At 52.8% G+C, this 22,397-nt stretch carries 18 protein-coding genes; 10 read left to right on the top strand and 8 right to left on the bottom strand.

The features are described from left to right. Positions 1-324: 324 nt before the first annotated feature. The gene (locus KKG35_11915; GenBank protein MBU1738832.1) at positions 325-2,751 is read left to right on the top strand and encodes a diguanylate cyclase; all 2,427 of its coding nucleotides are present in this window, start codon (positions 325-327) and stop codon (positions 2,749-2,751) included. 315 nt (positions 2,752-3,066) lie between these two features. Here KKG35_11915 and KKG35_11920 read toward each other — a convergent pair whose 3' ends face one another. The 6 genes from KKG35_11920 to KKG35_11945 form a co-directional block, all read right to left on the bottom strand. Next, positions 3,067-4,140 (bottom strand): redoxin domain-containing protein, encoded by a 1,074-nt coding sequence (locus KKG35_11920; protein ID MBU1738833.1) that lies wholly within the window; start codon positions 4,138-4,140, stop codon positions 3,067-3,069. A 28-nt stretch (positions 4,141-4,168) separates the two neighbouring features. Beyond that, positions 4,169-5,629 carry a hypothetical protein gene (locus KKG35_11925; GenBank protein MBU1738834.1) on the bottom strand — a complete coding sequence of 487 codons (1,461 nt, stop codon included), beginning with the start codon at positions 5,627-5,629 and terminating at the stop codon, positions 4,169-4,171. Between the two features lie 396 nt (positions 5,630-6,025). After that, the gene (locus KKG35_11930) at positions 6,026-7,711 is read right to left on the bottom strand and encodes a hypothetical protein (protein MBU1738835.1); all 1,686 of its coding nucleotides are present in this window, start codon (positions 7,709-7,711) and stop codon (positions 6,026-6,028) included. Between the two features lie 34 nt (positions 7,712-7,745). Further along, entirely contained in the window at positions 7,746-8,213 is a 468-nt protein-coding gene (locus KKG35_11935) for a cytochrome C (GenBank protein MBU1738836.1), read from the bottom strand. Further along, positions 8,206-9,501 carry a hypothetical protein gene (locus KKG35_11940; GenBank protein MBU1738837.1) on the bottom strand — a complete coding sequence of 432 codons (1,296 nt, stop codon included), beginning with the start codon at positions 9,499-9,501 and terminating at the stop codon, positions 8,206-8,208. The genes KKG35_11935 and KKG35_11940 overlap by 8 nt, the downstream gene beginning before the upstream one ends. Before the next feature lie 106 nt (positions 9,502-9,607). Further along, entirely contained in the window at positions 9,608-10,546 is a 939-nt protein-coding gene (locus tag KKG35_11945) for a D-alanine--D-alanine ligase (protein ID MBU1738838.1), read from the bottom strand. A 244-nt stretch (positions 10,547-10,790) separates the two neighbouring features. Here KKG35_11945 and KKG35_11950 point away from each other — a divergent pair, with 244 nt between their 5' ends. From KKG35_11950 to KKG35_11990, 9 genes are all read left to right on the top strand, one after another. After that, positions 10,791-12,173 (top strand): FAD-binding protein, encoded by a 1,383-nt coding sequence (locus KKG35_11950; GenBank protein ID MBU1738839.1) that lies wholly within the window; start codon positions 10,791-10,793, stop codon positions 12,171-12,173. A 251-nt stretch (positions 12,174-12,424) separates the two neighbouring features. Then, positions 12,425-12,619: a 30S ribosomal protein S21 gene (gene rpsU, locus KKG35_11955; protein MBU1738840.1), complete on the top strand. Its 195-nt coding sequence runs from the start codon at positions 12,425-12,427 to the stop codon at positions 12,617-12,619. Between the two features lie 232 nt (positions 12,620-12,851). Beyond that, positions 12,852-13,727 carry a site-specific tyrosine recombinase XerD gene (gene xerD / locus KKG35_11960; protein MBU1738841.1) on the top strand — a complete coding sequence of 292 codons (876 nt, stop codon included), beginning with the start codon at positions 12,852-12,854 and terminating at the stop codon, positions 13,725-13,727. A gap of 224 nt (positions 13,728-13,951) precedes the next feature. Further along, positions 13,952-14,644 carry a hypothetical protein gene (locus KKG35_11965; GenBank protein MBU1738842.1) on the top strand — a complete coding sequence of 231 codons (693 nt, stop codon included), beginning with the start codon at positions 13,952-13,954 and terminating at the stop codon, positions 14,642-14,644. A 243-nt stretch (positions 14,645-14,887) separates the two neighbouring features. Next, on the top strand, positions 14,888-17,590 hold the full coding sequence (locus KKG35_11970) for a CBS domain-containing protein (protein MBU1738843.1): 2,703 nt from the start codon (positions 14,888-14,890) through the stop codon (positions 17,588-17,590). 55 nt (positions 17,591-17,645) lie between these two features. Continuing rightward, complete coding sequence (locus tag KKG35_11975; GenBank protein ID MBU1738844.1) at positions 17,646-18,317, top strand: site-2 protease family protein; 672 nt, start codon at positions 17,646-17,648, stop codon at positions 18,315-18,317. Between the two features lie 281 nt (positions 18,318-18,598). Continuing rightward, positions 18,599-19,102, top strand: coding sequence for a PilZ domain-containing protein (locus KKG35_11980; protein ID MBU1738845.1), 504 nt, complete (start codon positions 18,599-18,601; stop codon positions 19,100-19,102). Positions 19,103-19,386: 284 nt separating this feature from the next. Then, a complete protein-coding gene (locus KKG35_11985) occupies positions 19,387-19,965 on the top strand; it encodes a PilZ domain-containing protein (protein ID MBU1738846.1) in 579 nt (192 codons plus the stop codon). 196 nt (positions 19,966-20,161) lie between these two features. Then, positions 20,162-20,695, top strand: a complete 534-nt coding sequence (locus KKG35_11990) for a PilZ domain-containing protein (GenBank protein MBU1738847.1) — start codon at positions 20,162-20,164, stop codon at positions 20,693-20,695. A 69-nt stretch (positions 20,696-20,764) separates the two neighbouring features. Here the strand turns inward: KKG35_11990 and KKG35_11995 are convergent, their stop codons facing one another. Both KKG35_11995 and KKG35_12000 read right to left on the bottom strand, forming a co-directional pair. Further along, positions 20,765-21,133, bottom strand: a complete 369-nt coding sequence (locus KKG35_11995; protein ID MBU1738848.1) for a response regulator — start codon at positions 21,131-21,133, stop codon at positions 20,765-20,767. 371 nt (positions 21,134-21,504) lie between these two features. Continuing rightward, positions 21,505-22,101, bottom strand: a complete 597-nt coding sequence (locus KKG35_12000; GenBank protein ID MBU1738849.1) for a restriction endonuclease — start codon at positions 22,099-22,101, stop codon at positions 21,505-21,507. Positions 22,102-22,397 lie beyond the last annotated feature (296 nt).

The following is a 22,397-nucleotide window of genomic DNA, read 5'->3' on the forward strand; positions in this document are numbered from 1 at the left end:
CCCCCCCCCCCCCCCCCCCCCCCCCGCCGAACCAGCATCCTGCCACCGCCATCGGTCACTCTTCCCTGAATCCGTGACGGCTTAGTGCGATCTTCGGTCTCAAGTGGCTGTATTTGCCTTCGAAGCTATTGCGCGATGGCGGGGGCGGATATTCACCCGCCGCCCTGCGGGGCGTCCGAGATCGGATTCAGGTCTTCCTCATCGCTTCCTTAAAAAAAACACTTCCCCTGCTTTATGATGGTATTTGACCCTCAATCCATCATAGAATGAATAGCATTCTCAGGAAAAATCAGGCCATCAACTTCCCGGGGCAGAGACTTTTTTATGTACAAATCACCCCTCTTCAGACGATTTTTCTACCTGATCCTCACTTCCGTTCTGGGTCTCGCGCTCGCTTTTTATTTTCTTTCCGTCCCTTATCTGAAGGAAAAGGTCTACGGCATGGAGGAGCTGGCCGCCAGGACTTTTATCGACAACCTCCAGGAACTGGTGGAAGCCGATCATCTCTCAATCGAAGCATATAAGGAATCTGTCGAAAACGGCCACCGCCAGCAGCTGAAGAATATTGTCCTGTTTCAGGAAAACTATCTGGACAATAAACTCAAACAGGTGCGCGATGGATTGTTGACCGAACAGGAAGCACGCCTGACCGCCCTTGAAGAGCTCCGGGAGTTCAGGTACGGCAACAACGATTATGTCTGGGTGGCCGACTATACCGGCCGCTATCTTTCCCACCCTGATCCCCAGTTGCACCTGACGGATTTCTCGGAGTATCGTGACGAGTTCGGCACCTACATCCTGATGCCGCTTGTTGAATCAGCCCGGCAGAATGGCGAAGGGTTTCACCGCTTCTGGTGGCACCGTCTCGGTGAAGACTTTCCCTTTGAAAAACTGGCCTACGCAAAGCTCTATCCCCAATGGGACTGGGTAATCGGCACCGGCGTCTATCTCGACGATCTGAAAACCGAGGTCATTCTCCGCAGGGAAAAAATGGTGGATGAGTTGAGAGAGACCGTCAAAAGAATCAGCAGCACCAACCTCGGGCAGATCTTCATCTTTGATTCCTACAACAACGTGATTATCCATCCCGATCCGGCCCTTGAGAACAACCCTCTCCCCGACCTGAAAAACATATTGACCGGAAACACCGTTGCGAAAGACCTGATCGCTGCTGCCGGTAGACCCGACAATAAAGTCAGTTACCTTTGGCCCCCCTCCCCGACTGAAACCACCAAAAAGATTAAGGGCGCCGACAGCACCCAGACTGCCTGGGTACGGTATGTCAAAGGATTTGACTGGTTTATCGTATTCACCATCAGCGACCGCGAGCTGAACCATACCTCGATCCAGCTGCGCAACAGAATCCTTATCGTGTCCGCCATCACCGTCTTTTTTTCCATCCTCGTAATCACCTTTCTGATCAGCAGGATGCTGCGACCGATCAGGGACCTGACCACCACGGCGTCCAGAGTTGAACATGGAGATCTCTCCGCCCGCTGCACTGTTGACAGCCCTGACGAAATCGGTTTTCTCGCCGGAGCATTCAACAGCATGGTCAGCCAGCTTAAAGATCACATCGAACAACTCGATGAAAAGGTTCTGGAGCGAACCCGGGAACTCGACGAGAAAAACAATCGCCTGGTGGTTGAGATTGCCGAACGGAAAAAAATGCAGGAAGAGGTGACCACCACCAACCTGAAACTGCAGGACTGGATAGAACGGCTTGAGCAGCGGAACCGGGAAATTTCAATCCTCAACAAAATGGGAGAGTCCCTTCAGGCGTGCCAGACCCAGGAAGAAGCGTTTGCGGTGATCAGTGAAACAATGCGCTCCCTCTTTCCCCAGGCCGCCGGCGCTCTCTGTACCTGCAAAGATGGGCAGGAGGTAGGCCGGGTGGACTCCTGGAACAACTACCCCGCCGAAGAGCCCGCAACCTTTCAGCATGGAGAATGCCAGGCACTCCGCAAGGGAAGAAGAACTGTCTGCATGCCGGAAATGCGTGACGGGCAGCCTTGCTCACATTTAAAAAAACGCGATCTGGCCCTCTCGATGTGCTTGCCGCTCCAAGGCCGACAGGGTTCCCTCGGCCTGATCCATCTGGCCTGGAAGTTTCTGGCTGTCTATGACGGGGAGGATCGGAAGCGCAGTCTCGACAACATTAAAAGGCTCGCAACCGCCGCCACCGACCATATCACTCTGGCCATCGACAATCTGAGACTCCGCGAGAAACTGCACCGGCAGAGCGTGCGGGACGGGCTCACCAATCTTTTCAACCGCCGCTACATGGAAGAATCCCTTGGCCGGGAATTCCTGAAATCGGAACGCAACCAGACGCCCACCGGGGTCATCATGCTGGATGTGGACTTTTTCAAGAAATTCAATGACACATACGGCCATGAAGCCGGTGACATGGTCTTGATCGGACTTGCCAGGCTCCTGACCGACAGCGTTCGGGGAGAAGATATCGTCTGCCGTTATGGCGGGGAGGAGTTCATCATTGTAATGCCGGATTCACCCCTGGAAAATATTGCCGCCCGAGCTGAAATGATCCGGACCCGGGTGGAAAAAGAACTCCATGTCGATTTTCACGGCAAAGCGCTCCACGTCACAATTTCACTGGGCGTGGCCGCCTTCCCTGATCACGGCAGGAGCCAGGAAGCAGTGCTTAAAGCTGCGGACATGGCCCTCTATCGGGCCAAGGAATCGGGCCGCAACCGCTCTGTTGTCTGGCAAGCCCCCGACCCCGCATGAGGCGTCGCCAAATCCGCACCGTTAATTCCTCAACTTTCTGAGTTTGGCTAACCTCCCGATAAAGCTGAGTTGAGCAGCTCGTCTGCTCGCACGAAACTTATACCCGCAGGGTGAAATAAAGGGGTTTTGGGGATTTTTCGTGCCTGTGTGCCACAAGAAGACAGAAGCCAGGAGTCAGAAGCCAGGAGAAAAGCTTTAAAATCAGTCATTCTGGCTCCTGGCTTCTGGATTCTGAATTCTCATTGGAATGCCACCATGGCCCTCAATTAATTTATAACAACAAATCAACACCATAAGACAAGTCAGAAAGTCGAGTTAATTCCAGCGTTGACTGATTTTGACCATCAGCCTGGAAATCGCCAGCTTGTTCAGGCGGAGCGCTTTCTCGTAATTCTTCTTCTGCTCATGGATTTCGGCCAGGGCGAGAATTACTTCGAGGCGGGGTTTCGGTGCGATAAAAGCCATTTCCAGCTTCGGGAAAGCGCCCTCCACATCTCCCTTGCCGTAGAGCGCGAGGCCAAGACCGGCAACCCCGTCGTCCGATTCGGGTTCGGCGGCAAGGACCTTCTTAAAGGCTTTTTCCGCTTCCGCCCAGTCCTGTTTTACGATGTGGACAAATCCGAGTTCGACATAGGCGGCTGTCTGTTTCGGCATCAGAGTGGCAGCGGTATTGAATTCCCTGATCGCCTGACCGTACATCTTGCGTGAGGCCATGACCTTCCCGTAATTCACCCTGCGGATATACTCTTTTTCTTCCTTGGACAATTCAATGTTGATTTTCGGCTTCAATTCTTCCCGCAACTGGACTTCGCTGATGTCGCCGAGCAGAAACTTGAGATTGCTGTCAACTATCTTCTTGATATCATAGGTATACGGGACAACCTCATGCAACGCCCCGCTTTTGTCTGCGAGAACAATCAGCGGCATCATGAAAATTCCATACCGGTTGTAAACATCCCGGTTAACATCATAAAGGACGGTGACCGGGACGGTGATGGTTTTCATATACTCCTCAACCACCTCCTTTCCTGAATCCTCAACATAGATCCCGACAATATTCACCCGGTTTCGATAATGACCGGCGAGGCTTGCCAACTCCGAAAGCAGGGCCAACGCTCTTTTCTTGCGAAAATCGGGGTTGATCGAAAAGAAAAAGAGGGCCGATGGTTTATCCTGCCCGGGAGTAATGGCGATCTTGCGCCCGGAGGCAAGTTCGGGAAGCTCGATCACCGGCAATTTATCACCGGGCTTAAAAGCCCTGAGAACGTTTGCCCAGGCCGCATCCGGCTGCCCCGGAGAGATCAGGACAAAGATCAGCATCAGCACGAGCGGGAGCCGGAAGCGCAAGAGAGGACGATAATTTCTGCCTTCAATATTGTTCTTCATCATATTTCCCAATTGCCCGTTGCCGGGACTCTTACCCCATGATCTTTTTTTCACGGTCGTATTGCCTGGGCTTGTGACACCCGACCACGCATTTCCCGCCGTTCTCCAGAGAGGTGTACTTTATTTTCACCTTATACTTCTTTTTGAACAGCGTGCTTTCCCGGATATGCTTGTCCTGATTGGAGGCATGGATATCATGACAGGTTTTGCACCCCCGGCCATTGTCACGGTTGACGTGAAAAAAGTGGAGGTTCAGATCCGCATAGCGAAACCCTGTTTCCATGCTTTCCCGGGCGGTAAAAACCTTACTGCTGTGACAGTTGAAACATAACTGATATTTTGCCACGGCAAAATCACCAAAAAACGTGGTGTCGAAGCGGGCCGCCAGCAGCTTCCCGTACCCGGCGCCATGGACCAGGTGGCATTGTTCGCAGCTGCTCTTCCTGATCGGGCCATGCTGGACCTTGCTTTCGGCCAGCAACTTTTTCATGCCCTCATGGCAGGAGAAGCAGATCTCTTTCAAAGGCCGGTTCAACTGTTTTTTATAATTGGTCGAATGCGGGGTGTGACAGACCAGACATTTGCCCTCGGCCACCGGCTTATGGGGGACGATGGCATTTTCCATTTCATCGGCAATCAGCGGGTTCAGCTTCCGGTGACAGACCAGGCAGGAATCCTTCATTGATTGGCCGGGGATATAGCGACCATTCTCATCCAGTTCGGTGCGCAGGTGGTTTCCGGCCACCGAGCCGTGCGGATCATGGCAGATGACACACCCCTTTTTCAGCGGTTCATGGACATGCTCCCGGGCAAATTCTTTTTCCCGCACCTCGTGACAGCGAAAGCACATCTTGTTGCCATCTTCATAGAGAAGCCCCGCAAAATCCGAAACATGGGGATTATGGCAGGCGATACAATCACCCTCCTTCACCGGTTCGTGAAGATTTGGAAAGTCGGTAAGCCTTGTGCCGTGGCACCCGGCGCACAGCTCCTTGATCGAGCCCCGCTTCAGATGAAACTCAAGATCGGACTCATGCGGTTCATGACAGGAGAGGCATTCACCCTTCTTCACCGGGAAATGCTGGAACTTCCTGTCGAATTCAGCCTCCAGATCATCGTGGCACCGGTAACAGAGCTCGGCCCGAACAGCCCTCAGCATCCGGCTATTGGTCGTGCCATGCGGATTGTGGCACTCCACACAACTTCCCTCGGCCATCGGCCCGTGCTGATTTTTCGCTTTGCCCTTGTCGTTGTGACAGCTGGCGCTGGTGCAGGAGGTTTTCTGCTTCAGGCGAGAATAGGCTGGCTGGCCACTCTCTCCGACCGGGTGGCAGCCGATGCAGTCGGCGGCGTAATCCTCCTTCGGGTGGAGAAAATAGTTTTTGTATCCTTTTGCAGGTTCGTCACCAACTGCATCGGACCTGATGATATGGAGAGCAGCTGCCTGTTTGCCGTTGGCGGAGAGGATGATAACGTTCGGCCCAATACTCAATTGCACTTCTTGACTGAAATATCCGTCCGCAGAATTTAGTTTCTGTGCGTCTTCTCCTCTCCCGCCTTGCCTGAAGACACGCACCCCCCTTTGACCTTTATGGGGGTCGCTACCGATCACTCTGATCGACGAAAGACTGGTGATGATTTTGTCTGGAGGATAAATAAATGAGGATTCAACTGCCCAGGCAAAAGTCCACCGAAAAATCTGGCAAAGAATAACCACCCCGAAAATCACTCTGTTTTTCTGCCCAAGCATACATATCCTGTATGGTTTCGTTCACGACCGGTGACCCGTTCAGTCTATCACTCAACAAAGAGTGATTAGATAAAGAACAAATGAGCGATGTGAGCTGGCGGAACTTTCAGGCCGTCATGCTACTTCGGGCCAACCAGGTCAGTTAGGCAGAGGAACAGTGCCGCCGGTATTCCCATTACCAGGTACAGACGGAACCGCAAACGTGCCGGAAGAACCCACAAAGACAGTATCAGGCCAAGGAGGATGGCAGTCATTTTCCGTCCCCCCTTTGTTAGCCTCATCTCCTGGGCCAGCCCCTCCATCCCAAGCATCCAGAACAGTGAAAAAGAAACCGATTTCTGTTCTACCTGGATGATCCGCCGCAACGCCATTAGCACAGTTATCGCCAGCCCTGAAAGCAGGCGCAGTCCATGTCGGCGGCTTCGCATGTAATGTCGTGACTATCGGAGCATTATCAGTCGTATCATTATCATGACAACTGAAGCACATGCCGTAGTTATCAATGGTCCCAGGTAAGTTATGGACTTGTGTTGCCGTGACGGTCGAGTAGTCCGCACCGGAAACTGCCGGAGTAAGGCGATTAACTGGGCTCCCATGACAGTCCAGGCAGTGCAGGCTTGTTGGAGGTGTTGCGCCATTATTCCATGCTGCTCCGACACCTCGAGGATCAGCATGACAGTATGTGCAATTGTTGTTAACGGTATAAGATATGCTGCCCCCGTTCGTGTGGTGAATTCCATCCGCCGGATAAGTTGCTGCTGGATGACAACTCAAGCAGGTGCTTGCAGTCGTCTTTCCCACAGCCGTTCCATCTGTTCCTGCCTTTAATGTCCCTCCTCCACTTGCCGAAACATGACAGAGGCTGCAGGTATTGTTATGGACATCGGCGACAATGCTTGTCCCGGCATGGCAATTGGCGCATGTTCCCGCCCAGCTGAAATGTGTGTCCATGTGGAATGGCCCGGGGCCGTTCGCGTGACAGCTGGTGGCTGATCCATTTGCGTTGGTGAAGCTTGCACCGAAACAGCTCGGTGCCCCGCCCAATGGGCCGGCCCCGGCCCCATCTACCTTGTGGCAGAGAGCGCAGCTGTTGTTGATCACCGCCTGCACCACTCCGTTATTCCGGTGGCTTGACGCATATCCCCCGACATCGTTTCCGCCCTGCCAGTTGGTCGGATGGGCCATCGCGTCCGGGTGACATGATGAAGAAGAGCAGTTGGCGGAAATACCGCTGGGGTCGCCCAGAATCCCGGTCACAAACCCGCCGTCAAAGGTGTTTTCGGGGCGGCCATGGCAGTTACGGCAGTACACCATGTCCGCTTTCGCGGCCAGTCCGTGATTGCCCGGGGTTGTTGTCGGATCATAATTGCCATGCGGCGCATCGGGTTGCCCCGCATTGTTGCCGGTGGTGTGACAACCGCTCAGGCAGCTTGGACCTCTGGAAGCTCCACCTATGGAACCGCCGTCAAGATCAGTCCCATGGCAGTAAGCATTGGCGCATTTTGTCCAGCTGGCGATGGTCGCGAAGGTCTGGTGATCGTTCACGGTATTGGTCCAGCTTGCGGTATGAATTGAGAATGGTGGACCGCTGAGATGACAGGCCAGACAACTTACATTTACCGTGCCTCCCAGATAATCGGCGCCATGACAGACTTTGCAGGAATCAACTTCTGAAGCTGCGGAAACTCCATGCATCACCGCCCAGTCGATTGAATGGTTGCGGTCGGTAACCAGAGGGTTGCCGGAGCTGTCATCGCCGGGCGTAGAAGTACACCCTCCGGCAACAACCAGAACCATGAGCCACAGTACCCGCAACGTCATCATTTGAATTCCTCTAATACCCAACTTTCACTCCCTGCTATCCGTGGCAGCGAACACAAGTCTTGGCCCGCCGCGGATTCCCGTGGCACCGGTAACAGGAGCCCGGGTCCAGACGGCCTTCGATCCGATGCCGGGAAAGATAATCGCCCCGATGCGGCATCCGCCGGTAATTGCCGGTCCGGTCTCTCTCTGACGGCTTCAACTCAATCTCAATCCCGTGACAATCATTACACATCTTCTGCTTGTGGCACATATTGCAGACCTGCGGGTCGCGCCGCGCTTCCAGGCGATGGTTGTCGCCGAAATAGACCGTATGATTGTATATTCTCGGGACCACTCCCTTCACCGGCTCCTCGTCATGGCAGTCGGTACACATGGGTTTCCGCTGCCCGAGATCGACGTAAGCCGGATGGATCAGGGTCTTCGCGCCGGCCTGGGCGACCGGCCAGCACCCTCCCGCCAGCAGGGCCAGAACCAGAAATCTCGTCGACCAAATGTTATTCATCTTCATTGATGACCGCATATCTGTATGTGACGACCAGAGTCGACCGGTAGTCTTCCTTATAATACGGGTCCGACGCGTAATCGCCGGCCAGCTTCACTTCCAGGGCGCCATCAAGAAACTTCTTCCCGCCGCCGACCGAGAGAAAAAGCGAGTCTCCCTTGTTGTTGATCTGTCTGCCGTAATCCGCATAGATGAGGTCCCCGGTCACAAAACCGATCGGCAGTGAAAAGGGGATTTCATCCCAGTAGCAGAAAAGCCGGGCCAGCAGATACTCATCACGGGGATCGTCTCCGTCCATGACTCCCGCCTCGATTCCGACCATGCTCATTTCCTCACTGTGCCAGGTGGCAAGAGCGCTTACATAATAGGCATCATCGGTCCGCACGCTGAAGCTGTGATATTTGCTTTTCGCACCGAACTCCCACCCCTCCATTCCCATCCAGGAAAGATCAAACCCGGCTGTGGCGAGCTTCTCCCCGGTCCCGGCAAGATAGCGGAAGGGATTCGCACTGTTGGTATTGCTGTTGAAGAGGTCCGCATACTGAAGCTGCTGAAAATAGGGACGAACGACGACCTCATCCAGAGAGAATCGCGCTTCATAAAGATGTTCGCGCCAGTCATCGGTTACCAGGCTGCGGGTCGACATGCCCGACAGATCGACATCCTTCGGCAGGACCAGAAACAGATCAAGTCCGACAACTTCATCATCCCGGGTGCTGTTGCTCTCAATCATTCGGTAGGAAACGGCCAGACGGTGCTTCCCCGGAAAACTGTATGAAAGTTTCCCGCCATAGGCGAGATCGCCGCCGACGCCGTTTTCTTCAGTGAGGGAGACCGGCAGACCGCCAAACACCATAAGCCCCAGGTTCGGAACAATCTCCCCGCCCAGACTCACCCCATCGACAACCTCGTTGGTCGGGCCACCAAAGATATTCTGCCGCCCCAGCCTGGTATTGAAATCGCGATGATCGCTGGTGTATTCGAAATATCCATACAGAAGTTCACCGCTTTCATTGTCGGTGAAAAAGGCCCGATCACCGAGATCACTCCGCCCCCAGCCGTAGGCATGGAAGGACAGGCCCGGTTTGGTCAGGGAGCCGCTTTCAACCTGCAGGAATTCATACAGCGGCATAACGGCGATGTTCGTCTTAGCGGAAGTGTCTCGCTCGTAGGAACGAAGAAGGGAATCTGAAACAATATTGATTTCCGCAGCCCTGGACCACGAAGGGATGAGCAGAGATAAAGACAATACTGCGCAGGCAAGATGGGGGCGGACAATGCGGTTCATGGGAACAGTGTATCACACCCTTCCCCACCCGGGTCAAAGTGTTTTTTTGACTGGGCGTGCCGCAGGAGAAACTTGCGGGAGTCACCACTTCAGAAGAATGTGGCTGCTATCTTTTTTTCTCCAGGGCAAGTTCCAGCAACCGGTCGAGAAACGCCGGAAATGACAGACCATGGGCCCGGGCCGCCTGCGGCAGAAGACTCGTCGGGGTCATCCCGGGGATGGTGTTGGTTTCAAGAACGTAGATCCCGCTGTCGTTCACGATCATGTCCGTCCGGCTGTAGACCTCGAGCATCAGCGCCCGGTGGGCGGCAAGAGCAAATTCCTGAGCCCGGACCGTGGTCAGATCATCAAACTCCGCCGGGCAGATCTCCCGGCTCGCTCCAGGCTGATATTTTGCCTCATAGTCAAAGAACCGGTACTGATCGCCGGGAATGATCTCGACCAGGGGCAGGGCGATCGGTTCGTCGTTGCCGATCACCCCGCCGGTAATCTCCCGGCCGGCGATAAATTTTTCGATCATCACCCGCCGGTCAAAGGCAAATGCCTTGTCAAGGGCCGGACCAAGTTCATCTCCGTTATCGACAATACTCATCCCGACACTCGACCCCTGACTCAGAGGCTTGATGACCAGCGGCAGGCCAAGATGCGCCAGGATCTCTTTTCCGGACCAGTCGCCACCTTTTTCCACCGTATGCCAGTCGGGCACCGTGAGTCCGGCCTGCCGGTACATCAGCTTGGCCACATGCTTGTCCATGGCCATTGCGCTGCCAAGCACCCCGGCTCCCTGGTAAGGAATATCAAGCATGTCAAGAAAGCCCTGCATGGTGCCGTCTTCACCAAACGGACCGTGGAGAAGAATAAATGCGACATCGATTTCCGCTGCTTCGGCGGCAAGCCTGCCCAGATCTGTGGCCGGATCGTAACGCCTGATCTCATACCTTTTTTTATCAAGGGCTTTGTAAACCTCTTCGCCCCCTTTGAGAGAGACCTCTCTTTCACTCGAACGACCTCCGGCAAGCAGTGCAACAGTAAGTTTGGCAGCCATTATCTTTATCCTGTTCTGAATTGATCTTTTATGGTTGTCGGTCTCATAAAAATCCACGAGCCGGACGGACAGTTCATCTAACTCATTGAATTATTGTTGGCCAATCTGGACACATACGACTTTTTTCGAATTCATCAATGCTTCCGAATTTCCGGCCCGCCCAGTTTAAAGAGTTTCTCCACTTCCGGCAAGACTGCAGCAAATAATAATTGGCTCCTTTCCCGAGCTGTGTTTAAATCCGGCGATGAATTCGAAAACCCTCAAAGAGCTTGCCGCCATTGTCGGTTCCGACAATCTGACCACCACCCATGAAGACCTGCTCTGCTACGCTTACGACGGCAGCGGCCGGGAATTTCTTCCGGAAGCGGTCGTTTTCCCGGGATCTACCGACGAGGTCAGCAGGATCATGGCGCTCGCCTCCGCCCGCAATTTCCCGGTTGTCCCGAGAGGGGCCGGCACCGGGATGACCGGCGGCTCGCTTGCCGTCAACGGCGGACTGGTTATGGCCATGAGCCGTCTGAACCGGATTATCGAAATCGACACCGCCAATCAGGTGGCGGTTGTTGAGCCGGGGGTGATCACCGGCCGGTTCCAGCAAGAGGTCGGCCGGGCGGGATTGTTCTACCCACCCGATCCTGCCAGCCACGATTTCTGCACCATCGGCGGCAATGTCGGCGAGTGCGCCGGCGGGCCAAGGGCCGTGAAATATGGAGTAACCAGGGACTATGTGCTGGGCCTTGAAGCAGTCCTTCCGGACGGCCGGATCATCAACACCGGGGTCAGAACCGCGAAGGGGGTGGCCGGTTACGACCTGACCAGGCTCCTCGTGGGTTCGGAAGGGACCCTGGCAGTAATCACCAGGATCATCCTGAAACTCCTGCCCGCCCCTGCCTCCAGGAAAACCTTTCTCCTGCTCTTCGACAATCTCTCTGCCGCCACCTCGCTGGTCGCCAGAATCCTTGGCCGGATCACCCCCTGCACTCTTGAGTATATGGACCGGACCGCCCTGCAGGTCGTTGCCGACAGCCTGCCCGCTCCCCTGCCCGGAAATACCGAAGCCCTGCTGCTGGTGGAACTCGACGGAGACCTCGATCTGGTCAAGCTCCAGGCTGAAAATCTCCGGAATTTCCTGACCGGTCAACCGGGGCTCCTTGAGTCGAGACTCGCTGAAACCGCCGCCGAGTCAGCCGCGCTCTGGGCGGCCCGCCGGGCCATCTCGCCCTCGACCTTCAAACTAAAGCCCCACAAGATCGGCGAAGACATCGTCGTCCCGAGGACCCTGATCCCCGATCTTGTGGAATATACCGAGATACTGGCCGCAGATCTCGACCTGACCATCCTCACCTTCGGCCATGCGGGAGACGGCAATATCCACGTCAACATCATGCTCGACCGGAATGATCCGAAGCAGAAAGCCGCCGGCAAAACCGCCAAGGAAAAGCTTTTCAGCAGGGTCATTGAAATGGGCGGCACCATCACCGGCGAACACGGGATTGGAATCACCAAGTCATCCTTTCTCGACCGGGAAATCGATCGCAATACCCTGGCGATGATGCGGGCAATTAAAAAGACCTTTGACCCCGGCAATATTTTGAATCCGGGAAAAATCTTTCCGCCATCGGAATAACAAAAGCGCCTGAATCACCAAAACCAAACCTGACCTGCCTCCTTCCCGCCTTCGTCCTTGAATTCACGATTCTCCCCTTCCCTGACTTTTCTCCTGGGCAGACTGTTATTTCTGCTCCTGAAACCTGAAAAGAAACTGTTTTTGGTTGACAACTGCTTTTCTTTCCTTGTATAAAGACCGCTTTTCCCGGCAACAAAATGGATGGCGGAAACCGTCCTTTGATGAAATATACCAGATGAGCAGGAGACAAGATGATCACAGTTGAAGTCAGAGGCGATGTTGAGCAGGCCATTCGCTTCCTCAAGAAAAAACTGCAGCTTGACGGCATCAAGAAAGAACTGAAACGTCGTGAATATTACGAGAAGCCAAGCGCCAAACGTCGCCGCAAAGAGGCCGAGGCCAAGCGCAAGCTTCGCAAACTCATGCACCGCATGCACCGCGACTAGTCGTATTTTCGATCTTTTTTTCTCACATCGATACTGACAGCCGTTTCAAACCGCTTACACCTTCTGCTTCATCTCCAAGGGTCTTAACCGGCTCCATCGAATCAAGGTGGGGCCGGGCGGAGTGTTCTTCATGAAGAAACATTCAGCTTCCGGCTCGCTCTCCCATCAAAATCCGACATCACCACAGAAACGATCCACAGGCCCCGGAGCCGGTCACCACTTCCTTCCGGAAATGGATCTTTTCCTGCATTATCTGACTGCAGAACGCAGGCTCGCGGCAAACACTCTGGAATCGTATCAATCCGACCTCGCAGCATTCTTTTCCCACCTTGCCGGCAAAAGAATCCGCTCCCTGCAGTCGATCAGAACTGCCGACATCCGCTCCTTTCTTGATTCCTGTCATACACAGGGCATCTCTTCCCGCAGCAATGCCAGGCGCATTTCAACCTTGCGAAGTTTTTTCAGGTTTCTGGTCAGTGAAAACATGATCCAGCAGGATCCAACCGGCGCCATCGATCTGCCGAAACCGGGGAGGCCCCTACCCAAAGTCCTGACTGTTCCCGAAGTCACCCTTCTCTTAAACGGGCAGAACCTTTCCGACCCGCTTTCTCTCCGGAACCAGGCAATGCTCCATCTTCTCTACGCTTCGGGGTTAAGGGTTTCCGAACTGGTCAACCTGCCTCTGGCGGCGTTAAATCTTACCGGCGGTACCGTGCGAATTTTTGGCAAGGGCTCCAAAGAACGACTGGTTCCTTTCGGCGAAGAAGCGGCTGGCAGGATCAAAACCTATCTCCGGGATGGCCGACCACTCCTGTTGAAGAAAAAACGCAGCCCCGCCCTGTTCCTTACCAACCGGGGCGGAGCCATGACCAGGCTCCGTTTCTGGCAGATCGTACAACAAACGGTCTTTCAGACAGGGATCAACAAGAAGGTCAGCCCCCACACCCTGCGCCATTCATTTGCCACCCATCTCCTCGAACACGGCGCCGATCTCCGCTCAGTCCAGATGATGCTCGGCCACTCCGACATCGCGACAACCCAGATCTACACCCACGTCGACAGCCGGCGCCTGAAATCCACCCATCAGAAATTTCATCCTCGGGGATGAGATGCTCCTGTATCCTGTCTCTTCAGGATGATTTATCCCCTTTGCCAGTTGGCACAAGGCATAAAATCAGCCCATTGAGCTTATTACCATGTATTGCAAACATCCTTCTTGCTGTTATCAAAAAGATGGATTACCTTGCCGACTTCTTGAATCCGGAGAAGATTGGTGGAAGTAGTCACAATCTGTTCACCGAACATGCACTCGTGTAACAGGGAATACACTGGATGAATACAGCACATATCATATTGGAGAAAATACTGCCTGATAGTTTCAAGAGCCACCTGGATCTAAGGTTTCCCGCTTGGCATGCTGCCATCGACAAGAGTGAAATCCAGATCAAGATATGGCTTGAGAAGCTGCTCTCGGAATTGGTAAAGAACGCCTTGCTGGCGGTAGTGGTTTCCGGAGCATATATTGCCGGACTGTATTTTCTCCGGGGCAGCTGGCATCTCTTTGCAAACACCTTGATGGGAAGTCAATATATAAACTCCGTTGATGTGGCTAGAGCATCAGAAATCTCCCGGGTATTATCCTTGGAATTCAAAAAGTTGTCATTCACTATCATATTGCTGGCAATAACAACTTCTGGAGTCGCTGGAATCATCAGTCAGTTGACAATGCTGAGAAGGTTTTTTTATGTCGGACGCTCACCATTGGTTAAACTGTTCTGGATGGGCCTTGCAAGTGGAATGGTCGCCCATCGACTTACCGATCATTATCATCTGGAATTGCATCTTTCTTTCAGTTTATGCTTATTGCCAACCGCCGTTCTGTTCAGTTCGATTCTAGCCTCAGTCGGAAAATTGCTGCCTGAGTTGAATGTGGCGTCGTTCATGCAGAATTATCGGGAGAGGAAAGAAATTCAGGCCCTAAAAGATGACCTTGCCCGACTACAAAACGAGGGACCTGAAAAATAGCAAGTTCGTTTTATCATAAAATGATCCTTGTATAGTTTGCTGAACAGACAAGGATCGCATGGCCGGATCAATCCTCCGGGACACAAATTTATGTTTTATACTCCTCACCGCCGAATCGTATTTTTTAATCAGCCATAACCTTCAGTCCTGCCTAGGGAAAAAAATTCCACCCCAAATCCAAAAATACTGCCGGCTCGAAGCAGAGCAGATGACTCCCGAAAGGAATTCCGGTAAGATGGCCCCATGGATGTCATAACCACTCACCAGAATGCGGATTTTGACGCGCTGGCCTCAATGATTGCCGCGAGCAAACTCTACCCCGAGGCAATTCTCGCTTTTTCCGGTTCCCAGGAAAAGAACCTGCGCGATTATCTGTCAAAATCCGTACATGCCTACAAATTCCAGCGCCAGAAAAATCTGGACATCTCGAGGATTACCAGGCTCATTGTCGTGGACACCAGGCAGCCGGGCCGGATCGGAAATTTTGCCGACTGTCTGAAGAATCCGAAAGTCATCCTCCATCTTTATGATCACCATCCCGATCTCCCCGGCGACATCAGAGGCGATCTTGAAGAGATCCGGCCGGTGGGCTCGACCGCCACCGTTTTCACCCAGATCTTCCGTGAACGGGCAATCCCGATCAACCACGATGAAGCGACCATTCTGGCGATGGCCATCCACGAGGACACCGGCTCTTTCACCTTTGCCACCACCACCCCGGCGGATCTGGAGGCAATGGCCTGGCTGCTCACCCTGGGCGCCGATCTTGGCACGGTTGCCCAGTTCATCACCCATGAACTGACCACCAGCCAGATCGAATTGCTGCATGAGCTGATGAAATCGGCGACAACCTACACCATCCAGGGACTCGATATAACCGTCTCCAAGATCCAACTGCCTGAATATGTTGACGAATTCGCCCTGATCGTCCGTCGTTTCATGGCTATGGAGAACCTCGACTCCCTCTTTTCCCTCGCCAGCATGGGGGAAAGGCTCTATCTGATCGCCAGAAGCCGTATTCCAGAAGTGAATGCCGGAGAGATCGCCCTCGACTTCGGGGGCGGCGGCCATGCCTCCGCCGCCTCGGCTACCGTCAGGGAGATGACCCTGATCGAGGCAGAAGAAAAGCTTGTTCAACTCCTCCACAAACATGTGCGCCCGGCCAGTATCGCCCGGGAAATCATGTCCTCGCCGGTGATCTCGGTGACCCCCGACGTGTCGATCAAGACCGCCAACCAGATCATCGACCGCTACAACATCACCGTCCTGCCGGTGCTGGTAAAACGGAAAAAGATGGTCGGCATGATTTCCCGGCGGGTCGCCGGCAAAGCCATCTACCATGGACTGGGCGATCAGCCGGTCAGTGAATACATGACCACCGATTTTGCCGCCCTCACTGCCGATGCAACTTTGTCCGAGATTCAGGAACTGATCATCGAACACCGGCAGCGCTTCATCCCGATCATCGAAAAAGATGTCATTCTCGGGGTGATCACCAGGACCGACCTGCTGAATCTCCTGGTCAACGACCCGGCCCATCTGCCGAAAAACCTTCTTGATGCCCAGGAACAGCCTTCCAGTGAACGGCAGCGGAACCTGAACAACCTGATGGTTGAAAACCTGTCCCGAGAGATCATCATTCTGCTCAGAACCATCGGCGAAACCGCCGCTGAGAATGGCTACACGGCCTATGCGGTCGGGGGGTTCGTCAGGGACCTGCTCCTCCGGAACCGGAACCTTGACCTGGACGTCGTCATTGAAGGCGACGGCATTGATTTCGCCGGGAAACTGGCAAAAAAATTGAAGGGCGAAATCCGCACCCATGAAAAATTTAACACTGCGGTCGTCATCCTGCCGGACGGCTTCAAGGTCGATATTGCCACCGCCCGACTGGAATATTACGAATATCCGGCAGCCTTGCCGACCATAGAACTTTCGTCGATAAAACTTGATCTGTATCGCCGTGATTTCACGATCAACGCCCTGGCGATCCACCTGGCACCCAACACCTTCGGCGTTCTGGTGGATTTCTTTAACTGCCAGAATGATATCAAGGACCGCAAAATCCGGATCCTGCACAACTTAAGTTTTGTCGAAGACCCGACCCGGATCTTTCGGGCTATCCGTTTTGAACAGCGGTTGGGCTTCACGGTCGCCAAACACACCGAGAGACTGATAAAAGGCGCGGTGAAGATGGAACTGTTCAACACCTTCTTCCGGTCTGGAAGGCCCAGGAAAACCGACAGGGACCATCGGGAAAAGAGTCGGCTCGGTTTCAGAATCTTCACCGAACTCAAACAGATTCTTTCGGAAAAAGACCCCCTGCCGGCGATCAGGAGACTGGTTTATTTCGACCTCCTCCGGTTTCTGCATCCATCATTGAAGCACGATCCGCCCCTGGCAAAAATCCTCGACGAAACCCAACAGGCCGTGGCCTGGCACCGGCTTCTTTATCACGGGGGAAAGTACCGGCAATGGATAGTTTTTCTCCTGGCCCTGACCGGACGTCTGACCGTCAGGCAATTGCAGGGATTATGTCAAAGGCTTGAGATCCCGGAACGGTATGCCCATCTCATCCTGAAGGAGAAGAGCCATGTCGTCAGCCTGCTCCGGACGATGAAAAGACATCCATCACTTGAAGCCAGTGAAACCTACCAGCTTTTAAAACCCCTGGCTGCAGAGGGCCTTCTCTTCCTGATGGGCATGACCCATAACCACCACGCCAAAAAAGCAATCTCCCACTACATCACTCATCTGCAGCAGGTCAAAACGCATTTGACCGGGAACGATCTGCGCAAAATCGGCTATCCTGAAGGTCCTATCTATAAAAGAATTCTGGAAAGACTACTCAAAGCAAAGCTTGACTCCGAGGTGGACAGCCGCGATGATGAACTCTTGTTTATCAAAAAGCATTTCCCGGTTGGCCGCTATCAGAGAGAAAAGTGAAAAGTTAAGAGTGAAAAGTTCGTCAAGACCGGGTTGTCGATAACAACATTCGTGGATGACTGTCAATTTGCAAGAAGGTCATCGTGATTCACCAATCTCAAAAAAAAAAAGGAACAACATGCTGCAACAGCTTATCATTCTGGCCCCGCCGTTTCTCCTGGCGATCACCATGCACGAATATGCCCATGGCTACGTGGCCTGGTGCCTTGGCGACCCGACCGCCCAGCAGCAGGGCCGGCTGACCCTGAACCCCGTCAAACACCTTGATCCCATCGGCGTGCTGGCCTTTATCATCATGAAGATCGGCTGGGCAAAGCCTGTCCCGGTGAACCCTGCCTATTTTAAAGACCCGGTCCGCGGCATGGTCTGGGTCTCGCTCGCCGGACCAGGAGCCAATTTCGCCCTCGCCCTTGCCAGCGCCCTCGTTCTCAAACTGCTGATGTTTACCGGATCCCTCCTTCCCCATGCCATCTTTCTGCCTCTGGCCAAAATGCTTGCCGCCAGCGTCTGGATCAATCTGCTGCTGGCTTTTTTCAACCTTATCCCGTTCCCTCCGCTTGACGGGAGCAAGATATTGTCCGGGTTCCTACCCGCTGATCTTGCCGCTATGTATCAGAAGCTTGAACCTTTCGGTTTCATAATTCTTCTGGTCCTTTTTTACCTGGGCGTCCTTTCCCGGATCATCTATCCGCTGACCAATTATTCATACAATCTGATCGCAGGATAAAAATGAAGGGTTTATCCTGGGATCCTGCGGGGGTATTCTTAACCAGATCCCCGTAGAACATAAAGCTCTCCTGCCAATAATCAAAATGGCCATCTTGACAAGCATTTAATCAACAGGTTAGATATTTATTCCATTCGGCGCCGGCAGACCAAGCGGACCTGCGCTTTGCAGTACAATAACAGGATAGGCAAAACCGCTTCACTGTTTCATGATCCGTTCATGGATTGTGTCAGGGAAAGGCACTATCCCGGGAATATCACTTCAATAACCGAGAGAGCAAGATGGAAATCGTCAAAGCTTATGTCCGCATCAATCAGACCGCAGAAGTCATCTGCCCCCACTGTCGTGGCCTCACCAGGATTTCCATTGAGGATCTGCAGAAAAAATACCGCTCAAGGATCAGCTGTGTCTGCCAGAACGACTTCATCGCCGAGGTTGATTTCCGGGACAAATACCGGAAACCTGTCGATCTGCCGGGGCATTACAGGGTTGGCGCCCGAAAAGAATCCGCCCCTGGAGCAGGACCGAACGGCATGGACCTGCCGATACACAACTGTCGGATTATTGATCTTTCCAGAAATGGAATAGGAATTCTTTTTGTGGATGGCCGTGAAGTTGATGAAGGGGAGGTTTTACAACTCACCTTCAAACTCGACACCCCCACCGCAACCGAAATCAGCCTGGAATGTGAAGTCCGTCACGTAAAAGGCACCTATGCAGGATGTAAAATATTAAATGATAACAGCCACTTGAGAGTTTATCTGATTGATCACGGGGTTCAGTGATTTTGCCCTTCGCATTATCACAGCCTCTGCCGATCCAAGGATACGGCTTCTTCCCATTTTTCAGAAAAAATTAATCATTACAGCTACTTCTATGATCTTATACTTGTCCGTTGAATATTTTTTTGCTAGTATCGATGCAAATGGATGGTTGTCAGGTCTGCCAGACCTGAATGACACTCAGGAAAAAACCGGTGTCGGGATGACCATGGAAGTAATAAATGATTATGAAGTAACGTGAGCCCCTGGTGAAAGGAAAATTATAAAAAAATGATAAAGTGGACCAAATGTACAAATTTCAGAGCAACACCAACGAAATCAGAAAGGCTGTCATTTCAGAAAACAATATCATCTTCACCTGCCCGGGATGCGGCGCCGAGACCAGAGCCCCAGCCTCACCCCTTGAATCCACATACCGGGTAAAGGTCAGATGTGCCTGCAGGTATGAATATATTGTTGAAATCAACAATCGGGGCAAAGCGAGGAAAAGGGTTGATCTCCCGGCTTGCTGCACCGTCTTCAGCAGAAGCAACCCTGAGAAATTGCTGGAACGCTTTGCAGCTTCAGGACAGAACCGGCTGAATCTGAAGAAAAATCCCAATGCCAGAATTATCGATCTATCCGATGACGGGTTGGGATTATTAAGCACCGAGAATCAGCTGCTGAAAAAAGGCGATATCATCAATCTGGTATTCTCTCCCGACAAATCACCCGCAACCGAGATCAAACAGGAGTACGAGGTGAAAAACATCATCAGCAACCGGATCGGATGCTCCATCATTGGTGATAAAGCTGAGTTGAAGGGGTTGTCCGCTCATCCCGATCAGTGTGTTCACGAGAAATCGAGGCTTATCCCCGAAGGGTGAAACGCCTCCCCGAATTTACAGGCCATCGCCTCTCTACCCGAATGAGGAACGAATAAATTTGATAAACCCACCCTGTCATCTCGCGGTTCACCATCGGACGAGGTCTCCCGCAGTCCAATATTTGCCGCGGCGAGCTTCAGTTTATATCCGGTATGGCAGAATATTTACTTTCGCCTGAAAAAGAGAGGACTGTTCTTTGTCGGTACCGAAAGATACAATAAAGGCTGTCAATCAGAAAAACGGCATAGTCTCTTTTACCTGCCCTGCCTGTAATAAAGAAAAAAACATCTCCCTCAAACGGCTGGCGGGCAGACATAAAGTCAAGGTGAAATGCTCCTGCCAGAACCGTTTCCCGCTGGCTGTTGATCATCGCAACAGAAAACGCCGCAAGGTCGAAATCCCGGCCTTTTGCGAAAAAACCAGCGGAGAGGAAACCATCACCCTGGGCACCAGCTCTTTAAACGCCCTGAATAGATCCGACGCAGAAAAACCAAGAGAAAACAACTGCATGGTTGTGGATCTCTCCCGTGAAGGAATTGCCATCAAGACCAGGAAAGAGCTCGGGATCAACGAAGGGGACACCATCAAGGTCCTTTTCAACCTCGACGACATCAGCGGCACAGAAATCTACCAGGACTACAAGGTCAAAAATGTGATTAAGAACCGGTACGGCTGTTCCATTATCGGCAGCAACATCCATCTCGGTTTTTACTCACCGGTCACGGAATAAAAAAGGCCCGCCGGGAATCCGGCAGGCCGCAACAGCATTCTCTTGACCTGAATCAGTTCACATCGTGAATCACCTGCCCACCAGCTCTTCAACTGCCGACAAAAATTCGTCCCGTTCAAAGGGCTTACTGAAACTGTAGGAGGCGCCAAGTTTTTCCGCCAGGGTCAGATAATCTTCAGGCCCTTTGCTCGCAAATCCAGAGACAGCGATAATTTTCATGTCCGGAAATTCAGCCTTCAGATCCGCGATCGTCCCGAGACCCTCTTTTTCAGGCATCACAATGTCCGTCACCACAAGATCCGGCAGCCTTTCAATGCACATGGCCATTCCCACATAACCATCGTGTGCCCCTTCGGCTTCATAGCCTTCGCGGACAAGCATGCTGGTTACAAACTTCCGGAATTGATCATCGTCATCTATTACCAATATATATGCCATCTTTTTCCTCTTTTCACCCTTCGGGTATAAGTCTCGTACGAGCAGACGTGCAGCCCAACTCGGCTTTATTCACCCTGCGGGACTAAGTTTCGCGTGACCAGGCGAGCTTCCCTGAAAGTCACAACCCTCCGCAAACGTATTGAACATGCACATCACACCGCATTCCCCGCATCTCGAAATCTCACGCTGTTCGCAATCTGCAGCAGGGTTAGTGAGCGAATCCGAGGGAAGCAACCTTCCATCCGGGGATTCCCCGTGGCTCGAAGTCTAGCGCTTGTCTGCCGCAGGGAGCTACAATAGTAGCTTTTTTGCTGTAAATTGCAAGTGGCGGTTAGGTCCCACAGGTTTTTTTCTCCGGAAACCAACCCGGATTAATCAAGCTCTTCAGAAAAAGCGATAATATACCTGCAATCAGGGTTCGGGCATTCCCAGTATTTCCCTTCCCTGTACTTTCCCTCGGTAATTCGTAGCTGCATCCTGAACCCGCACTTGGCACAACCCGGCACATTCCCCGCTGCTGCCTGTAAAACTGTGTCAACCGCACCTTTTTGGCCTTGGCCGGCTATCTCATCGATGAGGTCACGACCGGCCTCCGGCAACTTATTGATCAACTCCGCAAGCTTGTTCACATCCACCAGATTGATCCGGTTGGCCGCGGCATAAGAACGGACATCTTCCGAACAATGGCCCAGATTCAGGAAATAACCGCTGGTCATGTTCACTGCGCCCATGACATCATCAAACCGGCTGATCATCTCCAGACCAACCGGGGAATTCCCTGCATAACATTGGAAGAGCGAAAGAGGGGCGTTTGTTTTTTTGTTGTATAGAATATTCACCCTGCTCAAATCTTGACCGGCCCCGAAATCCGTCTCCTTCGCTTCAAAACCCATCTGCCCGAAAAAGGCCCGGCAAACATCGACAAAAAGAGGAAGGGTAAGCTTTGCCAGAATTTCTGAACTGATCATAGAATGCCTCAAGCAAGTATATGTTCACCCATAGTCACTCGATGAACACCTGGTTAGTAACTCAACATTCTGAGTTAGGTTAAACTCCCGCAATAAAGGGGTTTTGGCGATTTTTTCGTGCCTGTATACCACAAGAATGCAAAATCCCGGAGTCAGAAGCCGGGAGAAAAGCTTAAAGCTGAGTTGAGCAGCTTGTCTGCTCATACGAAACTTATACCCGAGGGGTGAAAAGCTGAGTTGAGCAGCTTGTCTGCTCATACGAAACTTATACCCGAGGGGTGAAAAGCTGAGTTGAG

It is taken from the genome of Pseudomonadota bacterium (genome assembly GCA_018823285.1).
In the GTDB taxonomy this organism is placed as follows: Bacteria; Desulfobacterota; Desulfobulbia; order Desulfobulbales; family JAGXFP01; genus JAHJIQ01.